Raw genomic sequence first — 22,761 nt, forward strand, 5'->3', positions numbered from 1 at the left:
GTTGAATACAGTTAAACAAAAAACGCTAAACCCTTTATAGAACTATGGGATTTTTTGATTTCATGACCGAGGATATCGCAATCGACCTTGGTACCGCAAACACACTAATCATTCACAACGACAAAGTTGTTATTGATAGTCCATCTATTGTTGCTCGCGACCGCATTACTGGTAAAATTATTGCTGTGGGTAAAGAAGCCAACATGATGCAAGGTAAAACCCATGAAAACATTAAAACCATTCGTCCATTAAAAGACGGGGTTATTGCAGACTTTGATGCTTCTGAGCAAATGATTAAAATGTTTATCAAAAGTATTCCAGCGTTAAAAAAGAAATTATTTACACCAGCACTTCGTATGGTTATTTGTATTCCTTCTGGAATTACTGAAGTAGAAATGCGTGCGGTAAAAGAATCCGCTGAACGTGTAAATGGAAAAGAGGTCTATTTGATTCATGAACCTATGGCTGCTGCAATCGGTATTGGCGTAGATATTATGCAACCAAAAGGAAACATGATTGTTGACATAGGTGGAGGAACAACAGAAATTGCTGTTATTGCTCTTGGAGGAATTGTTTGCGATAAATCGGTTAAAATTGCTGGAGACGTATTTACAAACGACATCATTTACTACATGAGAACGCAACACAACTTATTTGTAGGAGAAACAACTGCTGAAAAAATCAAAATTCAAATTGGAGCTGCCATGGAAGAATTAGACAATGCTCCTGAAGATATGTCTGTTCAAGGTAGAGATTTGCTTACTGGTAAACCAAAACAAGTTGATGTTTCATATAGAGAAATAGCCAAAGCATTAGATAAATCTATTCAACGTGTGGAAGATGCTGTAATGGAAACATTATCTCAAACACCACCAGAGTTAGCAGCCGACATTTATAATACAGGTATTTATCTTGCTGGTGGTGGTTCGATGCTAAGAGGTTTAGACAAGAGAATTTCATTAAAAACAGATTTACCAGTATATATCGCAGAAGACCCTTTAAGAGCTGTAGTAAGAGGAACAGGAATGGCTCTAAAAAACATAAACAAATACAAAGGAATACTGATTAAATAAAAAATAATCCATGCAGCAAATAATTAATTTTATCATAAAAAACAGCTATCGATTGCTGTTTTTGCTGCTTTTGGGCATATCACTTACACTTACCATAAAATCACACTCTTATCACAGAAGCGAATATGTAAATTCTGCTAATAATATAACTGGTGCTGTGTATAAAAAAGTAAATGAAGTAAACGAATATTTGAGTCTTAAAGAAAAAAATAAAGATTTAGCCTCAGAAAATGCCTTACTTAAAGAATTACTATTTAATAAAAAAGACACTTTAATCACTTCAAAAACGCTTTTTAGAAACGACCTTAACAATTATAAAGTTATGGTAGGTAAAGTTGTAAAAAATTCCTTTAACGTTAGAGAAAACTATATCACCATAAATGCTGGAAGTGATAAAGGCTTAAAAACTGATATGGGTGTAATTAACGACAAAGGTATCGTTGGAATCGTAGAAAAAACATCTGCTAATTATGCAACTATACAAAGCGTTTTAAACATCAAATCAAAAATCAATGCCAAATTAAAGAATTCAAATCATTTTGGTTCATTAGTATGGGATGGAAGAAATGTTGGATATGTACAATTAATTGACGTACCACGTTTGGCTTCATTAAGAAAAGGGGATTCAATTGTGACTGGTGGAAATTCAGATATTTTCCCAGAAAATATTCCTGTAGGAAAAATAGATAAAATTTTCATAGATCGTAAAACAAATTACTATACGATTAATATTAGATTATTTAATGATATGACATCTTTAGGCTATGTATATATCATAGAAAACAAAAAGAAAAAAGAAAAACAACAATTAGAAGCAATAACAACAGCACCAAAAAAATAAGTGAATAACAGCATATTAAATAGCATCCGATTTTTAGTTTTTTTATCATTACAGGTATTGATATTTAACAACATCAACTTGTTTGGATACTTAAATCCATATCCGTATGTTTTATTTATTCTTTTGTATCCTGTAAATAGTAACAAAAGTGTTTTATTACTTGGAAGTTTCGCTCTTGGTATTTTATTAGATATGTTTTGCAATTCAGGAGGAATTCATACTACAGCATCTTTAATTTTGGCCTTCATAAGACCAACCCTTTTTAAATTTTCATTTGGTTTAAGTTATGAATACCAAACTGTTAAAATAGCAGATAAAATTTCACCCGAAAGAATTACGCTTTTATTATTAGCAATATTTATTCATCACTTTATATTATTTTATTTAGAATATTTCAGAATAGGATTAATTTTTACAATTCTTTCTCGAACATTATTAAGCACACTTTTCACTTTTACCATTTGCTTACTCATAATCTATTTAATTAAGCCAAATAAACGATGAGAAAAATTGTATTACCATCTGTAATTATTATAAGTTCAATTATTTTAATTGCGCGTATATTTTATTTACAGGTAATTGATGAATCGTTAAAACTAAAATCTGAAAATAATGCTATTAAAAAGATTTTTGATTTTCCAGAGAGAGGCTATATCTATGACAGAAACGGTAAACTTTTAGTAGCTAATCAGCCTTCATATGACATTATGGTGGTTCCAAGAGAGGTAAAAAAAATTGACACTCTAGAATTTTGTAAGCTACTTCATATTTCAAAAGCTGATTTTATCAAAAAAATAGAAAAAGCAAAAGTGTATAGCCCAATGCTCCCTTCTGTTTTTTTAGCACAATTAAATAAAGCAGAATATGCAGCTTTTCAAGAAAAAGAGCGAAAATTTGAAGGGTTCTATGCTCAAAAAAGAGCACTACGCGATTATCAAGTAAAAGATTGTGCCAATATTTTTGGATTCATTACTCAAGTTAATGATGCCATCTTAGAGAAAAACCCATATTACAACAGCGGTGATTTAATTGGGAAACAGGGTGTTGAACAAGAATATGAAGAAATTCTTAGAGGAATTAAAGGAGTAAAATATTTATTAAGAGATAAGCATAACAAGATTATTGGTCCATACAAAAACGGACAATTTGATACAATTGCTCAACAAGGAAAAGACTTAACTCTTACCATTGACCACGAAATTCAAAAATATGGCACTGAATTGATGGTAAATAAAAGAGGTGGAATTGTAGCAATTGAACCTAAAACAGGAGAAATTTTAGCTTTAGTTTCTGCTCCAACCTACGATCCTGCTATGCTAGTAGGCCGTCAACGTTCAAAAAACTATACTGCATTATATCAAGATTCTATAGCAAAACCACTTTATGACAGAGGTTTGCAAGCTACCTACCCACCTGGTTCACCATTTAAAATTGTTACAGGTTTAATAGGGTTACAAGAACAAGTAATAGATGAGCAAACTGTAGTTTACTGTAACCATGGTGGCTATTTTGGACGATTTATTAAATGCCATTGTGGCCAACATACGCTTGTCTTAAACAATGGAATATACAAATCATGCAACACCTACTTTGAAACCGCTTTTAAACGTTCAATTGATAAATACAAAATACCCTCTCAAAGTATTGATGTGTGGTCAAAACATGTTAAAAGTTTTGGGCTAGGACAATTTTTAGGAACAGACATGCCAATTGGAGCTAAAGGATTGGTTCCAACTTCAAAAACATACAAAAGAGCATATCCAAATGGTGGATGGAGAAGCAATACCATTATTTCAAATTCTATTGGTCAAGGAGAAATATTAACCTCACCTATTCAACTTGCTAATATGATGGCTGTAGTGGCAAATAGAGGTTATTATTATACTCCACATATCGTAAAAAAAATAAAAGGACAGCCGTTAGATAAAAAATTTACAACTAGACATTACTCAACAATTGATAAAAAATATTTCCCACCCGTAATTCAAGGATTAGCGGATGTTTATAATGTAGGTACAGCCTACAATTTAAAAGTTGAGGGTTTAGAAATATGTGGAAAAACTGGTACTGCTGAAAACAAAATTAGAGTAGCTGGAAAAACATATCAACTAAAAGACCATTCCATTTTTGTGGCATTTGCGCCTAGAGAAAATCCTACCATTGCAATTGCAGTTTTTGTAGAAAATGGATATTGGGGAAACAGATGGGCCGGACCTATTGCAACACTAATGATTGAGAAATATGTAAATGGGAAAATTTCGAGAACAGATTTAGAAAACACAATGCTAAATGGAAGTTTACTACCTGAATACAACAAAATAGAAAACATAATATACCAACGATTTCCAGAGAGAACATCCGAGAAATCTAAAGATTCTATTGCAAAAAGAGAAATACAAATAGGAGAAGCAAAAAAAGAAGAAGAAACAAACTAAAATGAGAAATCAAAGCATCGGATCAAGCATTGACTGGATTACCTTATTACTTTATATCGCTTTAGTAATAATGGGATGGATGACTATTTATTCTGCTTCACTACCATTAGAAGAAACATCCATTTTTGACTTATCTCAAATTTATGGAAGACAAATGCTTTTTATTGGGCTAACAATTCCTATTATTTTTATCATTTTATTTACTGAGGCTAAGCTTTTTGAAAGATTTTCATTTGTGTTTTATGGAGTTGGAATCGTACTTCTACTAGGATTATTTGTTTTTGGGAAAACCATCAAAGGACAAACCAATTGGTATCAATTTGGCGGATTTGGTTTTCAACCTTCAGAATTTGTAAAGACAGCTACTGCACTACTTTTAGCAAAATATTTAAGCTATTCACAAATCAATTTAAAAAACACAAAAGACCAACTAATAGGTCTTGCAATCATTGGCATACCCGTTTTTTTAATTCTCCTACAGCCAGATGCTGGTAGTGCAATGATTTTTATTTCATTAATTTTTGTTCTAAACAGAGAGGGTTTGCCTAGTTGGTATTTTATATCTGGAATTGTTGCTATTGCTTTATTCTTCTTATCCCTTTTAATTCAGCCTCTATATATTATTATTTCAATTTTAATAATAATGATAATTCATTATATTTTCAATCGAAAAATATCAAGAAATCCGATTGTATATGGCTTAATTTATTTGGTAATTGTTGCCTTTTCATTTTCAGTGAATTATGTATACAATAACGTTTTAGAATCGCATCAAAAAGACCGAATAAATGTACTTATTGGAGATGATGTCGATATGAAAAAGGAAGGTTACAACTTAAATCAATCAATGATTGCTATTGGTTCTGGAGGCTTGCTTGGAAAAGGATATCTTGAAGGAACTCAAACCAAAGGAGGATTTGTTCCAGAACAACACACAGATTACATTTTTACTACTGTAGGAGAGGAATGGGGCTTTATAGGTTCAACATTAGTTATTCTAATGTTTGTTGCTCTTTTCTTACGCATCATTTATCTAGCAGAAAATCAAAAAACAAAATTCAGTAGAGTTTATGGTTATTGCGTTGCGACCTACTTATTTACGCACTTTTTTGTAAATATTGCAATGCTTATTAAATTATTTCCTACAATTGGAGTACCCTTACCATTCTTTTCGTATGGTGGCTCTAGTTTATGGGCATTTACAATTTTATTGTTCATATTTATTAAGCTTGACGCTAATAAAGTAAATGAATGGTAATAAAAAATCCCGAAAAGTCGGGATTTTAATGTATTAATCAAGTTTATCTAATTTATGTTGTGCTTTTTCAAGATCTAATTGAAGTTCTAAAAATTTATTTTCTTGTTTAAGAAGCTTTTCTCTCCATTTCAATTCGTCTTCTGCTGACAATTTTTCTTTACGTTTTAACTTCTCAAATTTTTCTTTATCTTTTTCTAGATCTTTTTTAGCGTCTTTAATTCTCTCTTTTGCTTTTTCAACACGTGCAACTGCTTTTTCTCTCTGTGCTTTTTCCTTCTCAATTTTTTTCAACTCTTTTTCAGCTTTTTTCTTTTCTCTTTCAGCAATCTTTTTATCTTTTTCAGCTTTATCTAATTCTTTCTGACGCTCTTTTTCTTGCTTCTGTTCAGTCTTAAGAATTTCTTCTTTTTCTCTCAATTTATTTTGTTCAATGAATACTTTGTCAGTAGCAGTAGCTAATGTGTCTTTCACTTTCTCTTGTCCAAAACTAAATTGCATTACAAACAAAACAATTATAGGGATTATTTTTGTCTTCATCTTTTCAAATTAATAAATTACTTTTACAAAGATAACAAAAACTAAGCCAAGATAGATTATGAGAAAACTCGTTATTATAAATATTGTTCTAATGTTATTTTCATGCATAGAAAACAAACCTGAAAAAAATTATCAAGAAAAAAAAGACAAGAATGCATTAACATCAAACTTTGATTATTTACCAACCTCAACCACAAATACAATATACAAACATAACGGTTACACATTCTCCTATTCAGAAGAGCATGAACAAAGTGAATGGGTTGCTTATAGCTTAAACAAAGACGACATAACCAATTCAAAATTTGAAAGACCTTTTTTTGAACAAGATCCTATTGTGGAAACTGCATCAGCAGATTGGAGAAACTACAAAAAATCGGGTTACAATAAAGGACACTTATGCCCTGCAGGAGACAGAAAAAGTTCATATTCTGCATATAAAGAAACATTTTATACTTCAAATATATCTCCTCAATTATTTGAATTTAATGCCGGAATATGGAATAGATTAGAGGAGAAAACAAGGTATTGGGCAGAAAAAAATGATGGTATTTATGTAATAACTGGTGGTGTACTAAGTAATGATTTAGAAACTATTGGAAAAGAAGAAGTATCTGTTCCAAAATACTTTTATAAAATTTTAATCACTCAAGATGGTTCAAAAATGATTGGTTTTTTAGTTCCACATGAAGTATCTGAAAAACCATTGTATGAATTTGTTGTAAGTGTTGATGAAATTGAGAAAAGAACTGGAATTGATTTTTTTCCAAAACTTAATGACGACTTAGAAACAAAATTAGAATCATCATCAGAATATAAAAAATGGAGTTTTTAAAAAAATAAAAAGTCCCGATAAATCGGGACTTTTCAATTAAATAATTACAAAATTATTCAACTACTATTTTTTTAGTTACTTCGCTAGAACCATCTTGAATTGTTACAAGATAAATTCCTGCTTGCACACCACTTAATTGTAAATTCTCATTGAACAATCCGTTATTTGTATATGATTTTGTGAAAATTTCTCTTCCTCTCATATCATGTACACCAACTTTAATTTCATTACCTGAATTTGAAGTAAATTGAATATTAAAGTTTCCGTTATTTGGGTTTGGGTAGATTGCTAAATCACTGATTGAGAAATTTTCATTTGTTAATGGAGTCTGAGCCATACACAAATTAATTGACCAGTTCCCTATAGATCCAGTATCTCCATTATACCAATCTGTAGCTCTTAAGGTCCATGTCCCACTTGCTGTTTTTCCATTTAAAGCAGAAAGCGGTGAGTCTGGTGAAAAAGTCCCTGTGGAAACTGTACATCCAGATGTTGGAACTGCAGGATTACCATCTGAAAAAGTAATGCTAACATTATCAAACTCTTCATCACAATTTCTATTCCATAAAGAGACAATTGTTCCGTCTGGATGTACCAACTCAATAACAAGATCTTCAATATATGTGTGTGTAAAAGCTAAACCAACATTTACTTCATTTATATTTCCTGTAACTGCTCCTGGAACAACAATTGTTTTCGTGGCAGTTGTTCCTGCCGTATTAGCTCCAGCACCGTCACCAACAGCTAATGTAGTGTTATTAGAATAATTATATGTACAATTAGATTCACCAGTAGTAAACTTATAAGAAGTACTAAATGTTCCTGAACATCCTGTATTTTTTGGTTTAACTCTCCAAAAATAATCTGTTACTTCACTTAATCCAGAAACAGTTGTAGATGTCCCTGTTACAGTTCCCGATGCAATAATATTTGTGAAAGCAGCATCTGTTGCAACCTCAACATCATAAGAAGTAGCTGCTGCATTTGCTGGCCAAGATAAAACAGTAGAAGTTGCTTGACCAGTAGCTAAATTGGCTGGAGAAGTTAAATTTTGAGTACCAAAACTTCCATTAACAACAGTTAAATACAAATTAACTGTTCTTGTTGTAGCACCAGATGTTCCAGTAACAACAATTGTATAAGTACCAGTTGCAACTGCGGCAGTTGAAGTAATATTTACGGCAACAGCACTACTTGCAGTTGTTGAAGCAGGAGAAAAACTTACAGAAGTATTAGCAGGATTTCCAGTAGCACTAAAAGTAGTTGTTCCAGAGAAACCCGCTAATGGTGTATATTGCAAACTATATGAAGCTGAATTTCCTTGACAAATTGTCGCAGTTTGTGCACCTATAGCTCCAGCATAAGACAATGAAAAAGATGGAGTTGGAGCCGCAATTGTAAAGTTAACATTTGAAATATCATAAAAAATATGATTATTCCCTTTTACCATAATTCTATTTGTTGTTCCAATATTATTTGGAACTGTAATACTTTCCGAGCCATCGTTTGGAACTCCAGAAGCCAAAGTTATAGGATACGTGTAACCTCCATCTGTAGATAAAAATATATCAACATTTGCACAATTTACTCCATTAGTTGTAGTTCCTGACACATTCCATGTTACATTTTGATTAGTTCCAACTTGCCATGAAATTGCAGTATTTGGTGCTGTTACTGCAAAAGGTCCAGCGGTACCATTTACAGTGACAACCATTGCATCAGTATTAGTTAAACCTCCATTTGCAACATTATCTCTGACTGTAAGTGCAAAATTTAATGTTCTTGCGACTGAACTTAGTGCTTCAACCACAATTACATCATTACCAGTGCCGTTGGTCGTTGTGGAATTTGCTATAACTCTATCAATTGGCGGAAAATATCTTGAAGTTGAACTAACTGGGTCATATGATCTCCAATTTGGTCCCGAAGCTTTTGTTGCAGAAGCTGCAGAAGCAGCATTTGTTTGTGTTGAACCAGCATTGTCAATTTGTTCCCAGCAATATGTTAATGGATTTCCATTCGGATCTGTAGCACTACCTGTCAAAATAAAAGGTGTACTTTTGGGAATTGTATAATTTAATCCTGCATTAACAATTGGTGCCCCATTAGCAATAGACGTTCTCACAGGACAAGTTTTGCCTTCCATATTAGTTTCTACTTGAAAAATTGAAGCAAAGTGAAAATAATCATCTGAATGAGGTTGAACATCTCTTGATGTTATACCTGCATAACCCATTATAGTTGAACCAGAACCAACTTCCATATTTACCCCTGTTCCTTCATTATTATGTGAAAAAGTATGATTCGCTCCAAATTGGTGACCCATTTCATGAGCAACATAATCAATATCAAAATTATCACCAGAAGGTATTCCATCAGCTGGAGATGTAAAACCGCTCCCTTTTGACCCGTCCTCACAAACACAACCAATACAACCAGCATTACCACCACCACCTGAAGCTCCAAATAAATGTCCAACATCATAATTAGCCTCAGTGATTACACTTGTCAATGTGTTTTGTAATTCAGCATTCCAAGCTCCTCCTGAACCAGCAGCAGCTGCAGAATACGGATCAGTTCCTGCATTGTAATAAATTACATTTGTAGTTGAAGCAATAATATTCATGTGAATTGTAAAGTCTTTTTCAAAGACACCATTAACTCTTGTCATTGTTGCATTAAATGCAGCTAAAACATTTGCTACTTGAGCGGCGCTAGTTGCTCCAAAATAATTTGAATATTCAGCAGTACAAGATAAAGCCAATCTAAAAGTTAATAGTTCAGAAGTGCTTGAACGCAGAAAATTTGAATCATCTTTAGAAACTTTATCACTAAATTTATTTGTTAAATTTTGTTCTTGTGTTGAACAAGTAAACGGTAATTTCCCTTTAACTCTTTCTGAAGAATATACTGCATAAATTTTTCCATCTTCCGAATATGGCTCCATGAATTCATTTCGTTTATCTGTTCTAAAAACCATTGTTTGAATCCCTCTAGGATCAATACTCATTCTTAATTGAGCATATTTATCATCTATACCTATTCCTACATAAGAACGAATTTCAGGAAATTGAGCTTGCAATTCCTTGTCAAAATTTGAAGATTCAAATATTGAAAAACGTTCCAACTTCCCGTTAGCATTAGGAATTGAAATAATTATGTTAGATTTATTACTAACAAACCTATTTGGAGCTCCAAGTAAGGCTTGTTTAATTGTTACTAAATCAAGCTGCATCAATTTAAAATCTTGGGGAAAAGATTCTCTTTGTGCTGACTTAGAAACTTTAATTACTTGACCACTATAGGTTGACCAAGCTTTTTCTGTTTGTGAAAAACCAAAAAAGGTCATCAATAACGAAAAGGATAAAATCAGTAAAGTTTTTTTCATTTTGGGTTAAGATTATGATTAATAGACAAATATAATATTTTTATTGAGTATGCAATTTTTTAAAGCCAAAAAAAAGAGGTAGCTCTCACTACCTCTTTTTTACTCTATTTATAACTAATTATTCAATAACAATTTTTTTAGTCACTTCGCTAGAACCATCTTGAATTGTTACAAGATAAATACCTGCTTGTACACCACTTAATTGTAAATTCTCATTAAACAATCCGTTATTTGTATATGATTTTGTGAAAATTTCTCTTCCTCTCATATCATGTACACCAACTTTAATTTCATTACCTGAATTTGAAGTAAATTGAATATTAAAGTTTCCATTACTTGGGTTTGGGTAGATTGCTAAATCATTAATTGAAAAACTTTCCTCAGCTAAAGCAATTTGTTGATAACAAAGCTCGATTGACCATGTACTAATACTACCTGTATCACCATTATAATAATCTGCCGCAAGCAATGTCCATGTCCCATTAGTTACTTTACCATTGTAAGTTGATAAAGAAGTATTAGGTGCAAACGTACCTGTTGTTGCAGTACATCCAGTTGTTGGAACTGTTGGATTCCCATCAGAAAAAACATATGTTAATGATCCTGGTGCATTATCACAATTTCTATTCCATAATACAACTTGAGTATTATCCGGGTGATTCATAGCAATAACTAAATCTTCAATATAAGTGTGAGTAAAGCCTAATGTCACATTAACATCTGAAATTGTTTGAGTTGGAGTTGGCACAGCAATCGTTTTAGAAACTACTGCCCCTGGTGTATTTGCACCTGTACCATCTGGAACAGTCAATGCAGTATTATTTGTGTAAGTATTACAAGTATTTGTAACTACATAACCAATTGCAAAACTTTTAGTATTAACATTGAAGAAAATATTTGCGCTTGCCTTTACCATAAATCTACAAAATGGAGCTGGAGTAGAAGGCAATGTAACTGCCTGAGAACCATCATTTGGCGTACCTGCTATAAGTGTTGTCCATGTAGCACCACCATCAGTCGATAATAAGATGTCAACATTTGCGCCACCAGCAATACCGCTATTACCAGCACTTGTCCATGTAACCGTTTGAGTAGACCCTGTTGGATAAGAAATTCCATCCGTATTTTGAGATGTAACATTTAATGCTGCAATATTTGCTACAGTAACTACCATATCATCAAAATTAGTTTGACCTTGTCCTGCTACATTATCACGAGCAGTAAGTCTAAAGTTCAACGTTCTTGCAACGGAACTTAGTGCTTCCATAGTTACTCCAACACCTTGAGTTGTTGTGCTACCATTTAAAACAGAAGTCATATTTGGCAAATATCTAGTTGGACTAGAAGATGCTGGATAACAAGCAAAGTTTGGCCCTGTTGTTTTTGTTGCACTAGCAACACTTGCCGCATCTATGTTAGTTCCACCATCATCATTTTGTTCCCAAGCATATGTTAATGTACTGGTTCCACCTGCATCTGTCGCTGAACCAGTCAACATAAATGGTGTACTTAACGGAACTGTATAATCTGCTCCTGCATTAACAACAGGTGCGCTGTGTGTAATTGCTGTTGTTGTAGGACAAGTTTTAGTCGACATATTAGCCTGAACTTGTGCAATACTTGCAGCATGGAAAATATCAATAGAATTCATATGCGTATTATATGATGTAATACCCGCATAACCCATAATGGTTACTCCTCCACCTACTTCTTTATTTACACCGTAACCTTCATTTGCATTTGAAAAGGTGTGGTTTGCACCAAATTGATGACCTAATTCATGAGCTACATAATCAATATCAAATGTATCTCCTTGAGGAACACCATCAGCAGGTGAAGTAATCCCTCTACCTTTTGTAGAACCTGTCCCTGCAGCTATTCCATTAACACAAACACAGCCTATACAACCAGCATTTCCTCCTCCACCAGTAGATCCAAACATATGACCTACATCATATGCAGCATTATTCGCCGCTAATGTTGTTGCAGTACCTGTTAATGTTGTGTTTAATGCTTGCTGCAATTGTGTATTCCAATTTGCCATAGTTGTATATGGATCAGTTGTAGGATTGTAATAAATTACATTCGTAGTTTGAGCAACAATATTCATATGTATTGCAAAATCTTTCTCAAAAACACCATTAACTCTAGTCATTGTTGCATTAAATGCAGCTAAAACATTTGCCACTTGAGCGGCACTAGTTGCTCCAAAATAATTAGAGTATTCTCCATTACAAGATAATGCTAATCTAAACGTTAGCAATGACCCAGTACTTGATCGAGATGTAACATCGCTTGTAGATAAGTCACTAATCAATTCTTGATCAGATGTTGAACAAGTAAAAGGTAATTTGCCATTTCTTCTAGAACTAGACTGATAAACAGCATAAACTTTATTGTCCTCTGAATAAGGCTCCATAAACTCTGTCCCTTTATCAGCTCTAAAAATCATAGTTTGTATACCTCTTGGGTCAACACTAAGTCTTAATATTGCTTTTTTATCGTCTATACCTTGTCCAACAAATGAACGAATTTCAGGATATTGTGCTTGTAATTCAGCATCAAAGTTAGAAGCTTCAAACATTTCAAAACGCTCTAAAACCCCTTCGCTATTTGGAATTGAGATAATAGAATTTGATTTACTGCTTTCAAATCTGTTTGGAGCTACTAGCAGAACTTGTTTCATAGTTGCTAAATCTAATTGCATTAATTTAAAATCTTGGGGAAAAGATTCTCTTTGTGCTGATTTAGAAACTTTAATCTCTTGGCCCTTGTAGTTTGACCATGCTTTTTCCGTTTGTGAAAAACCTAATGAGGCTGTCAAAAGCGAAAAAATAAAAATTAGTAAAGTTTTTTTCATTTTTGGTTATAATTACGATTAATACACAAAAATATCAAAAAAAACGAAAACTTAACAATAAAATCATTTTTTTTTAATTTACTTTCTTTTCTTTACTTGAAGAAATTATCTTTGTCACAATTTAAATGCTTTGAAAACATTCCATTCAATTTTTGAGTTTAGCTCTACAAAAAAAAACATCATAACCTTAGGAACTTTTGACGGAGTTCATTTAGGTCATCAATCAATATTACATAAGCTGAAAAATTCAACTATAAAGGGCACTTATGATAGTTTAGTTCTTACTTTTTATCCACACCCAAGAATGGTTTTGCAACAAGATTCTTCAATTCAACTTTTAAACACTATCGAAGAAAAAATAGAATTATTACAAAAGTTTGGCGTTGATAATCTAATTATACATCCTTTTGACGAAAATTTTTCAGAATTATCTGCAGAAAACTTTGTACAATCTATCTTAGTTGAGAAATTAAATATTCATAAAATTATTATTGGTCACGATCATCGTTTTGGAAAAAACAGAACTGCAAATATTGATGATTTAATCTTATTTGGAGAAAAATATAATTTTGAAGTAGAACAAATTAATGCTGAAGAAATTGATGAAATTTCTGTAAGTTCAACCAAAATCAGAAACGCACTTACAAATGGTGATATCATTCTTGCAAACACTTATTTAGGATACAATTATTTTTTTTCTGGAAAAGTAACACCGGGAAAAAAATTAGGCAGAACTATAGGATTTCCCACAGCAAACATATCTTTATCAGCAAGTTACAAATTAATTCCAAAAAACGGCGTTTATATTGTTTCAAGTAAAATCAACAATTCTATTATTTATGGAATGATGAATATAGGTTACAACCCAACCCTAGGGGAAAATGAAAAAACAATTGAGGTTCATTTTTTTGATTTCAATCAAGATCTATATAACAAAATGCTTACCATAACACTATTACAACATATAAGAGAAGAGCAAAAATTTGAATCAATTGATGCGCTAAAAGAACAATTATATAGAGATCGCGAATTTTCATTAGCATTTTTGAAAAATCATGAAAACATTTCTTTTTAAACAAATCGATAACGCCCCTTTAATAGTATTCCGAATATTTTTTGGCTTTCTTATCACTTGTGAAAGTTTTGGTGCAATTGCTACTGGATGGGTAAAAACAAATTTAATTGATTTAAAATATACTTTTCCTTTTATTGGATTTGAATGGATCAAGCCACTCCCTGAAAACGGAATGTTTTACTATTTTATACTAATGGGAATTTTAGGAATTTTCATTATGCTTGGTTATTATTATCGTTTGGCAATGATTTTTTACACCATATTGTGGGCAGGCGTTTATTTTATGCAAAAAACCACTTATAACAATCATTATTATTTATTATTAATTATAAGCTTTTTCATGATTTTTCTTCCTGCTAATCATTTTGCCTCAGTAGATGTAAAACAAGGACGAATTAGCAAAAAATTTTCAATGCCTCACTGGATTAGTTTAGTATTTATCATTCAAATTGCTATTTTGTATTTTTATGCATCAATCGCAAAACTATATCCAGATTGGTTAGATGGCACGTTTACGAAAAACTTACTTTCATCATCTAATCTATTCCCACATTTTAAAAACATTTTCTCTAAACCTTGGTTTTATTTGTTCATTGCATACGCAGGTATTTTTTTTGACTTCCTTATTGTTCCTTTTTTATTATTTAAAAAAACTAGAACACTTGCTCTTTTATCCTCACTAATTTTTCATTTATTCAATGCAACGTTTTTACAAATTGGTATTTTTCCTTTTTTTGCTTTGAGTTTTAGCTTGTTCTTTTATGACCCTGAAAATATTAGAAGTATATTCTTAAAAAGAAAACCTAAAATTGAATGGTCATCAAATACTGAAAACAATTTCTATGGTAAAAATATAGTCCTTCATATATTTTTACCCTTTCTTATTATTCAATCATTACTCCCTTTAAGACATTATTTAATCAAAGGGGATGTGTTATGGACCGAGGAAGGCCATCGATTGAGTTGGCGCATGATGCTTAGAGAACGTTCAGGCTATATAAATATTAAAATAAAAGACAACAACACTAACGAAGTTTTTATTTATAATTATAATAAAGATTTAACACCCTATCAAGCAAAAAATCTAGCGACAAAACCAGATTTTATTTGGCAATATTGTCAGCGTATAAAAAAAGAGTATGCCTACAAAAATATTAGCATTTATATAGATTGCAAAAACAGTATTAACAGAGGTGAATACAAAACCTTAATCGACCCAAAACAAGATTTCACAAAAGCAAAATGGGATTATTTCTTTCATAACGAATGGATAATTTTACAACCTCTCTAAATTACTAATTGTTGTTTTTATTTCCAAAGTAATTATTTACTTTTGAGGCTTAATAAAATGACCCCATGAGTATTACTAAACATAACTGGACAAAAGAAGAAATAATTGCCATTTACAATAAACCATTAATGGATTTAATGTTTGAGGCTGCAACTATTCACAGAGAACATCACGACCCTAATGTTGTTCAAGTATCAACTTTATTATCCATCAAAACTGGAGGATGTCCAGAAGATTGTGGCTATTGTCCACAAGCTGCTCGTTATCACACAGATATAGAAGGAAATGATTTAATGTCTGTACAACAAGTAAAAGCACAAGCATTAAGAGCAAAATCTTCAGGTTCATCAAGAGTTTGTATGGGTGCAGCATGGAGAAACGTAAAAGATGGCCCTGAATTTGACCAAGTATTAGAAATGGTTCGCACAATTAACAAGCTAGATATGGAGGTTTGTTGTACACTTGGAATGCTTACAGAAAATCAAGCCGCTCGATTGGCAGAAGCTGGTTTATATGCCTATAATCATAATTTAGACACTTCCGAAGATTACTACAAAGAAGTAATTTCAACACGAGGTTTTGAAGACCGTTTAAAAACAATTGACAACGTTCGTAAAACCAATGTCACCGTTTGTAGTGGTGGAATTATAGGAATGGGTGAAAGTATTGAAGATAGAGCAGGAATGCTAGTTGCTTTATCCACCTTAAATCCTCAACCTGAATCGGTACCCATTAACGCTTTAGTAGCAGTAGAAGGAACACCAATGGAAAACGAAAAACCAGTTGAGATTTGGGAAATGATCCGAATGGTTGCCACTACAAGAATTATTATGCCCGAAACACAAGTTCGATTATCGGCAGGAAGAACCGAAATGAGTAGAGAAGGCCAAGCAATGTGTTTCTTTGTAGGTGCTAATTCTATTTTTGCAGGTGATAAATTATTAACTACTCCAAATCCTGATGTAAACGAAGATATGAAAATGTTTGAAACACTTGGATTGCAACCGCAAAAACCATTTATTAAAATAATGCAACCAAAAACTGTTGAAGCTGCCGATTCAAAATATGAGTCGTTAGGGGAAAAGCCAAAATGGTCTAGACCAGGACATGAAATTGAAAGAAATTTAGAAGCTTCAAGCAAAAAATAATCATAAAAAAAGGTTGTCAGTTAATTTTGACAACCTTTTTTACTATTTGTTCATTTCTACAAAATATTTATAGAATAATGGAATCGTTTCAATTCCTTTTAAATAATTGAAAACTCCAAAGTGTTCATTTGGCGAGTGAATTGCATCGCTATCTAAACCAAATCCCATTAATATTGTTTTGGATTTTAATTCTTTTTCAAACAAAGCTACGATAGGAATGCTCCCTCCTGAACGAACTGGAATTGCTGGCACTCCAAATGTTTCTGTATAAGCTTTATTTGCAGCCCTATAGCCCACGCTATCGATTGGGGTTACATATCCTTGACCTCCATGGTGAGGCGTAACTTTTACTTTTACTGCTTTTGGCGCAATATTTTCAAAATGCTTTTTAAACAATTCTGTAATTTCTTCCCAATCTTGATTTGGCACTAAACGCATTGAAATTTTTGCATAAGCTTTACTTGCAATAACTGTTTTTGCACCCTCTCCAGTATAACCTCCCCAAATTCCATTTACATCTAATGTTGGACGAATAGAATTTCTTTCATTAGTTACATAACCAGTTTCACCATAAATATCCTCTATATCTAAAGCTTTTTTATAGTTTTCTAACGAAAATGGTGCTTTTGCCATTTCAGCTCTTTCTTCTGTCGAAAGTTCTTCAACTTTATCATAAAAACCAGGTATCGTAATGTGATTATTTTCATCGTGAAGCGAAGCAATCATTTTAGTCAACACATTAATTGGATTAGCAACAGCACCTCCATATAATCCTGAATGTAAATCTCTATTTGGACCAGTTACCTCAACTTCTACATAGCTTAACCCTCGAAGACCAGTTGTGATTGAAGGCTGTTGATTTGAAATCATTCCTGTATCGGAAATCAAAATTACGTCGTTTGCAAGTTTTTCTTGATTGCGTTCTACAAACCAACCTAAACTTTTTGAACCCACTTCTTCTTCTCCTTCAATCATGAATTTAACGTTACATGGCAAGCAATTGTTCTGAATCATGTATTCAAAAGCTTTTACATGCATATACATTTGCCCTTTATCATCGCATGCTCCACGCGCAAAAATTGCTCCTTCAGGATGAATTTCTGTAGTTTTAATTACCGGTTCAAAAGGTGGTGAGGTCCATAATTCCATTGGGTCTGGTGGTTGCACATCATAATGACCATAAACTAGTACAGTTGGTAAATTTTTATCAATTATTTTTTCACCATAAACAATTGGATAGCCTGGTGTTTCGCACAACTCTACGAAATCGCAACCGGCTTTTTCCAAACTAGCTTTTACTGCTTCAGCCGTTGAAACTACGTCATGCGCGTAAGCACTATCTGCACTAACTGATGGTATTTTTAATAAATCGATTAACTCATTAATAAAACGTTCTTTATTAGCTTGAACGTATTGCTTTATATTTTCCATTGTGTTTATTGAATAATTTCAAAAATACAAAAAATGTTTAGATTTCATCAAATAAAAAAGCCCAATCATAATTTGACTGGGCTTTTGGTAAAAAAATTTTTTCTTAAAAAATTATCTTTTTGGTTACTTGTTTTCCGTTTTCCAATGTTAATTTCACAATTAACGATTGGTTTTGAATAGCAAGATTTTGAACTTTAAATTCATTATTATTGATATCTGCTTTTGCAAAAATTTCTTTTCCAAGAACATCATAAATTGCAACTGAACTTATTTTTTCAACAGAAGAATTTAAATTTACAACACCACTATTAGCATAAACTAAAATTGTGTTCTCTATAATTATTTCTTCTTGATTAGATGGTTTTTTATACACCAACTCAAATCTATCATTGAATGTTCCTGCTTGAGACAAAAAGTAATAAGCACCTTCTTTCAAATCATGAATAGCATTCGTATAATTATCTCTTAAATAAATCGCTTGATTTGCAAATAATCCGTCAAATTGCTCAATACTGATTTCAAAGCTGCTCGGTGTAACAACTTTTAAACCTATTTTTATTGTGTCATTTTCTGAGAAATTCCCTTTTCCTTGAATAACATATTCTTGGTTTCCATCAATTAAACTGTATAATGTTGTCTTTGAAGTATCTAATGTTTTTCCGTCAATTAATCTATCAAAACCATTAGTTCCATTTGGTAAATATCCAACTAAAATTTGATTATATTTTTCAGAATTATCATTAAGATTTAACCATATTCTATGTTTTTCAGAAGCTTCAAATACTGCTTCATTGCTTCTAAAAAATTGAGTTGTTGTACTGGCATCTTCGCGTAATTCATTTTCAAAAGTAACTGTGTGTGCTGTATTTGCTTGTATGAAAAATCCTTGCCCAATTTGAATTTTATCATTTGGAATTGCACCTCCTGCCGCAGAAGCCGTTCCACCCAAAGTAGTATATGAAGCATAGTTGTTTTGAGGATATGTTCCGCCGCTTGCAGGAACTGTGTGCGTCCAATAATACAATGTTTCTACTTTTGGATTTTGAATTAAAAATCTATAAGCACTAATAGGAGACGCGTATGGGTTTCCTAATAAATTATAACCTAGTCCAACTGAATAAGTCAAACTTCCATTATTAGGAACTCCGATAAATTGTCCGTTAAAAACCGTAGGCGTTACACTTGACCATGTATTATCAACTCTAATCATGTATCCTTTAGCTGTAGTAAAACTATTTGTAGAAGGCGCTACGGATTGATAAGCCGTTGGTGTTGTTGTTCCTGTATACAAATATTCATAAAAACGAGTTGCAATAGTATTTGGCGAAAAAGCCAATAAATTTTGACCTGCAACAGGTGAAGACCATGCCGTATAATCTTGACGAATCATTGGTGCTGAATTTCGTTTTACAACTATATTTCCAGAATTAACAGCATGTTTTGTATGCTGAATTAAAGCTGCGCCGTTGTTAAATGTTAAAGTACCAGTACCAATTACAGTAACATTTTCACCTACTCTTAACGTATGCCCAGAATTAAATACAACATTTACTCCTGTATTAACTGTAACTGAACAAGCATCTAAATTGGTGGTTGAAGAATAGTTTCCTGCAAAAGTAACCGCAACCTTACTTGTTGGTACCCCATTGCTCCACGCAGAACCATTCCATGTAGTTGTAGTTGTTCCGCATTGCCAAAATTGACCTGTCCAAATTCCTCTACCATATGTTCCAGCAACAATTGTATTATCAAGAGCTCTATATTCAAAATTAAGAACTTTAACATCTTTCATTCCGTCATTTGAACGTCTCCAATTTGGTGAAGCTGCACTAAAGTTCATTGTATACCAAACACCTAATTCTGTTCCAATAATTACTTCATCAGTAGCATTAGGGTTTTGTAAGATACATTTAACCGGTAGATTTGGAAGATCTCCTTCTTTATTTTGCCAAGAAGTTCCTCCATTTGAAGAATACCAAATACTCGGTACGCCATAATTATGAAATGTGACAAAAATATCGTTTTCAGTATTTCCAAAACGAATATCTGAAATAGCTCCTGTCCAAGAAGGGTCTGCAATATTTGACCATGTTATTGCATTAATTGTAGCTGTAGTAGTTGCAAGTGCAGCATTGTTTAAACGTAACAATCTTCCATTTGCAAGACCAACTAAAACAGATGTTGTTGTGGTTGGCATTGGTTTGAAAAAAGTTGGAATATCGTTTAAAAGCGCATTTGTAAGTATTCTTCTTGTTGCGCTACTTGCACCTAAATCGTATTTATAGATTTGGTAGGTAGGTGTTGCTGTTGTGCCATTAGCATATAGTCTATCATTTGCACTATCTAAACCACATTCATTAACAAAATCGCCGTCATTTTGATTAGATGCAATATCATAAGACCATCCACCATTAATATTATATCTAGAATAATAATTATATACATAAGAAGCAATTACATATGCATCAGTATCTTCAATAAATTCCCAACAACCATCACCACCAAACAAATCAGTTGTAGCATTTGTTCCTGCCCCAGCATTTGAAACATACTGTGACCCATTATCTTGTAATCCACCTATGAACCTGTTTACAGATGTTGATGCGGTATTAATATCTGCTTTATATACTTGTGTTACATTATAATTGTTGTTTCTAACACCTATCGTAGTTCCTGAATCATTTGAATAATAAACTCCTCCATCACACCCAAAAACAACCCTAGATGTTTGCGTTGGGCAGAACGTCATTACATGATGATCTGAATGAACTCCATCTAACGAACCGTTATTTCCTGTCCAATCTGTTAGCTGAGTCCACATTGAAGCTGCCGTGGCAGTAAAAGCTGTTGTTGTTCTAAAAATTTCAATACCCCCAACATATACTTCATTATCATTTGTTGGATTCATACCAATCATTAAATCATAAAAAGCTTGTCCTCGAGTAAAATCTGAGGCTGCTGGTGGTTGATTACCTGTGCTTATTGGCAAAGCTATTGTTGTATTTACGGTTGCAAAACCATCTGTTGACCTTCTTATAAAAGGCAATCCTGTTCCGTTATTTTCACATAATGCAAACATTCTGTTTGCAGTAGTCTTAGATGCCACTAGTTGTACTCTACCTCCGTCTGTCGCTGTTGTGGAAAAATTACGAACTAAAGTCCAATCAGATCCTGTTGTACATTTATAAATTCTTCCTCCTCCTTCACCTGTTGCATAACTATACTTCGAACCCATGAATAAATTTCCAGCAAAATCAATAGTAAAACTATTTGGAGCCACAAACTTTGTTCCTGCTGTACTATACAAAGAAGCATTCGTTTGTCTGACAAAATTAACCCCATCTGTACTTTTGTAAAGCCCAACTGTGTTTGATCCTAAATAAGAATAACCAGCTCCTCCTGAAGCTGACGTAATTTCTTCAGTATATGCCATAGCATCAGCTCCAAAATAAATTTCCGTTAACCCTGTGGTTGGATTTCTCCACGCTATTATATCTTGAATATAAGCAATCATATCACCAACAACAGTTGATGAACCCGTAAAGATAAGTTTCCATGTAAGACCACCATCAATAGATTTGTATACTCCATTACCATTGACAGCACCCCAAGTATATACTTCTCCAGTTCCAATATACATAATATTAGAATTTTGCGGATCTACAGTCATACAAGTTACGGCCATATTGCTTGGTACTCCTGAAACTTGAGACCAACTTCCGGCAGCGCTGGTTATGTCATTATTAACCCATAATCCACCACTAACAGCTCCTGCAAAAACTTTTGTAGTACTCCCAGGGGCAAACATAACTACTCTAGTTCTCCCTCCAACGTTATTAGGACCTCGTTCAACCCATTGATTATCCATGCCGTCTCCTGGAACACGTCCTGATTCTAGCTGTTGATTTAATTCTTTTTGTAAATTTAATGTAACTTCTGGTGTTGGGCGCCCTAAATTTGGGTCTGCCGTATATAACCATTCTTGTTCATTATATGCATTTGGAGGTAACCCTAAAGCTTTACGTTCTGCTTTTGGCAAACGCATTTTTTTTCTATACGGATGATAATTAACTAATTGATGGTATTTCTCTCTTAGTTTTTCAATAGAATCTAACTCCTTTTCAGAATATGTTTGAGAAGTTTGATTTACAATATTTTTCTCTAATGAAACAACATTGTGCTCTTTTTTAATAGAGTGAACAACTAAACTTTTGGATTTACTTTTTAATTCAGGGCTTTCAGTTTGTTTTTCTTGAGTGTCAAAAGAAATAACATTATTATTAATAATTTCTTTTTCTTCAAACTTTGTAGCTAAAAAATAACCTGTAGCCATAGTAGCTAAGAGGAAAAGGCTTACTCTAAGTAATTTTTTTTTCATAATGTAGTAATTTGGGGAAAACAAATATATCAAAAAGTCTTAATTAATTTTACTTTATTTCATAAAAACAAAGAATCCCAGTATAAACTGGGATTCTTTGTTAAGCGTTTTCAATAAATTATTAATACGCTACTTTCTTAGTGATAGTCTGACCATTAGTTAATGTAGTTTTCACAAGTAACGCTTGATTTGTAGCGGTTAATTTAGAAAC

The 22,761-nt window shown here is 32.8% G+C and carries 14 protein-coding genes; 9 read left to right on the plus strand and 5 right to left on the minus strand.

From position 1 onward, the window contains the following. Positions 1 to 44: 44 nt before the first annotated feature. From VK164_RS08775 to rodA, 5 genes are read left to right on the plus strand one after another with little or no spacing between them, the layout of a single operon-like run. Positions 45 to 1,073: a rod shape-determining protein gene (locus tag VK164_RS08775; protein WP_166236985.1), complete on the plus strand. Its 1,029-nt coding sequence runs from the start codon at positions 45 to 47 to the stop codon at positions 1,071 to 1,073. A 10-nt stretch (positions 1,074 to 1,083) separates the two neighbouring features. Beyond that, positions 1,084 to 1,914, plus strand: coding sequence for a rod shape-determining protein MreC (gene mreC, locus VK164_RS08780; protein WP_324208980.1), 831 nt, complete (start codon positions 1,084 to 1,086; stop codon positions 1,912 to 1,914). Continuing rightward, entirely contained in the window at positions 1,915 to 2,418 is a 504-nt protein-coding gene (locus VK164_RS08785; protein WP_324208981.1) for a rod shape-determining protein MreD, read from the plus strand. Then, entirely contained in the window at positions 2,415 to 4,349 is a 1,935-nt protein-coding gene (gene mrdA, locus VK164_RS08790; RefSeq protein WP_324208982.1) for a penicillin-binding protein 2, read from the plus strand. Before VK164_RS08785 ends, mrdA begins: the two co-directional genes overlap by 4 nt. 1 nt (position 4,350) lies before the next feature. After that, entirely contained in the window at positions 4,351 to 5,607 is a 1,257-nt protein-coding gene (gene rodA / locus VK164_RS08795) for a rod shape-determining protein RodA (protein ID WP_324208983.1), read from the plus strand. A gap of 33 nt (positions 5,608 to 5,640) precedes the next feature. Here rodA and VK164_RS08800 read toward each other — a convergent pair whose 3' ends face one another. Further along, positions 5,641 to 6,144, minus strand: coding sequence for a hypothetical protein (locus tag VK164_RS08800; RefSeq protein ID WP_324208984.1), 504 nt, complete (start codon positions 6,142 to 6,144; stop codon positions 5,641 to 5,643). Between the two features lie 58 nt (positions 6,145 to 6,202). Between VK164_RS08800 and VK164_RS08805 the strand changes: the two genes are divergently transcribed. Further along, the gene (locus VK164_RS08805; protein ID WP_324208985.1) at positions 6,203 to 6,979 is read left to right on the plus strand and encodes a DNA/RNA non-specific endonuclease; all 777 of its coding nucleotides are present in this window, start codon (positions 6,203 to 6,205) and stop codon (positions 6,977 to 6,979) included. A gap of 52 nt (positions 6,980 to 7,031) precedes the next feature. On the opposite strand, the gene VK164_RS08810 is transcribed toward VK164_RS08805, so the two are convergent. Together VK164_RS08810 and VK164_RS08815 are read right to left on the minus strand one after the other, a co-directional pair. Then, on the minus strand, positions 7,032 to 10,367 hold the full coding sequence (locus VK164_RS08810) for a reprolysin-like metallopeptidase (protein WP_324208986.1): 3,336 nt from the start codon (positions 10,365 to 10,367) through the stop codon (positions 7,032 to 7,034). Positions 10,368 to 10,485: 118 nt separating this feature from the next. Beyond that, complete coding sequence (locus tag VK164_RS08815) at positions 10,486 to 13,227, minus strand: reprolysin-like metallopeptidase (protein WP_324208987.1); 2,742 nt, start codon at positions 13,225 to 13,227, stop codon at positions 10,486 to 10,488. A 130-nt stretch (positions 13,228 to 13,357) separates the two neighbouring features. Between VK164_RS08815 and VK164_RS08820 the strand changes: the two genes are divergently transcribed. The 3 genes from VK164_RS08820 (at position 13,358) to bioB (ending at position 16,741) form a co-directional block, all read left to right on the plus strand. Continuing rightward, entirely contained in the window at positions 13,358 to 14,302 is a 945-nt protein-coding gene (locus tag VK164_RS08820) for a bifunctional riboflavin kinase/FAD synthetase (RefSeq protein ID WP_324208988.1), read from the plus strand. Further along, a complete protein-coding gene (locus VK164_RS08825; protein ID WP_324208989.1) occupies positions 14,283 to 15,593 on the plus strand; it encodes an HTTM domain-containing protein in 1,311 nt (436 codons plus the stop codon). Before VK164_RS08820 ends, VK164_RS08825 begins: the two co-directional genes overlap by 20 nt. Positions 15,594 to 15,658: 65 nt before the next feature. Beyond that, positions 15,659 to 16,741, plus strand: coding sequence for a biotin synthase BioB (gene bioB, locus VK164_RS08830; protein ID WP_324208990.1), 1,083 nt, complete (start codon positions 15,659 to 15,661; stop codon positions 16,739 to 16,741). Between the two features lie 42 nt (positions 16,742 to 16,783). Here the strand turns inward: bioB and VK164_RS08835 are convergent, their stop codons facing one another. Both VK164_RS08835 and VK164_RS08840 read right to left on the minus strand, forming a co-directional pair. Continuing rightward, complete coding sequence (locus tag VK164_RS08835) at positions 16,784 to 18,172, minus strand: dipeptidase (protein WP_324208991.1); 1,389 nt, start codon at positions 18,170 to 18,172, stop codon at positions 16,784 to 16,786. Between the two features lie 103 nt (positions 18,173 to 18,275). Beyond that, the gene (locus tag VK164_RS08840; RefSeq protein WP_324208992.1) at positions 18,276 to 22,550 is read right to left on the minus strand and encodes a T9SS sorting signal type C domain-containing protein; all 4,275 of its coding nucleotides are present in this window, start codon (positions 22,548 to 22,550) and stop codon (positions 18,276 to 18,278) included. Positions 22,551 to 22,761 lie beyond the last annotated feature (211 nt).

The organism is Flavobacterium sp., assembly GCF_035299005.1.
In the GTDB taxonomy this organism is placed as follows: Bacteria; Bacteroidota; Bacteroidia; order Flavobacteriales; family Flavobacteriaceae; genus Flavobacterium.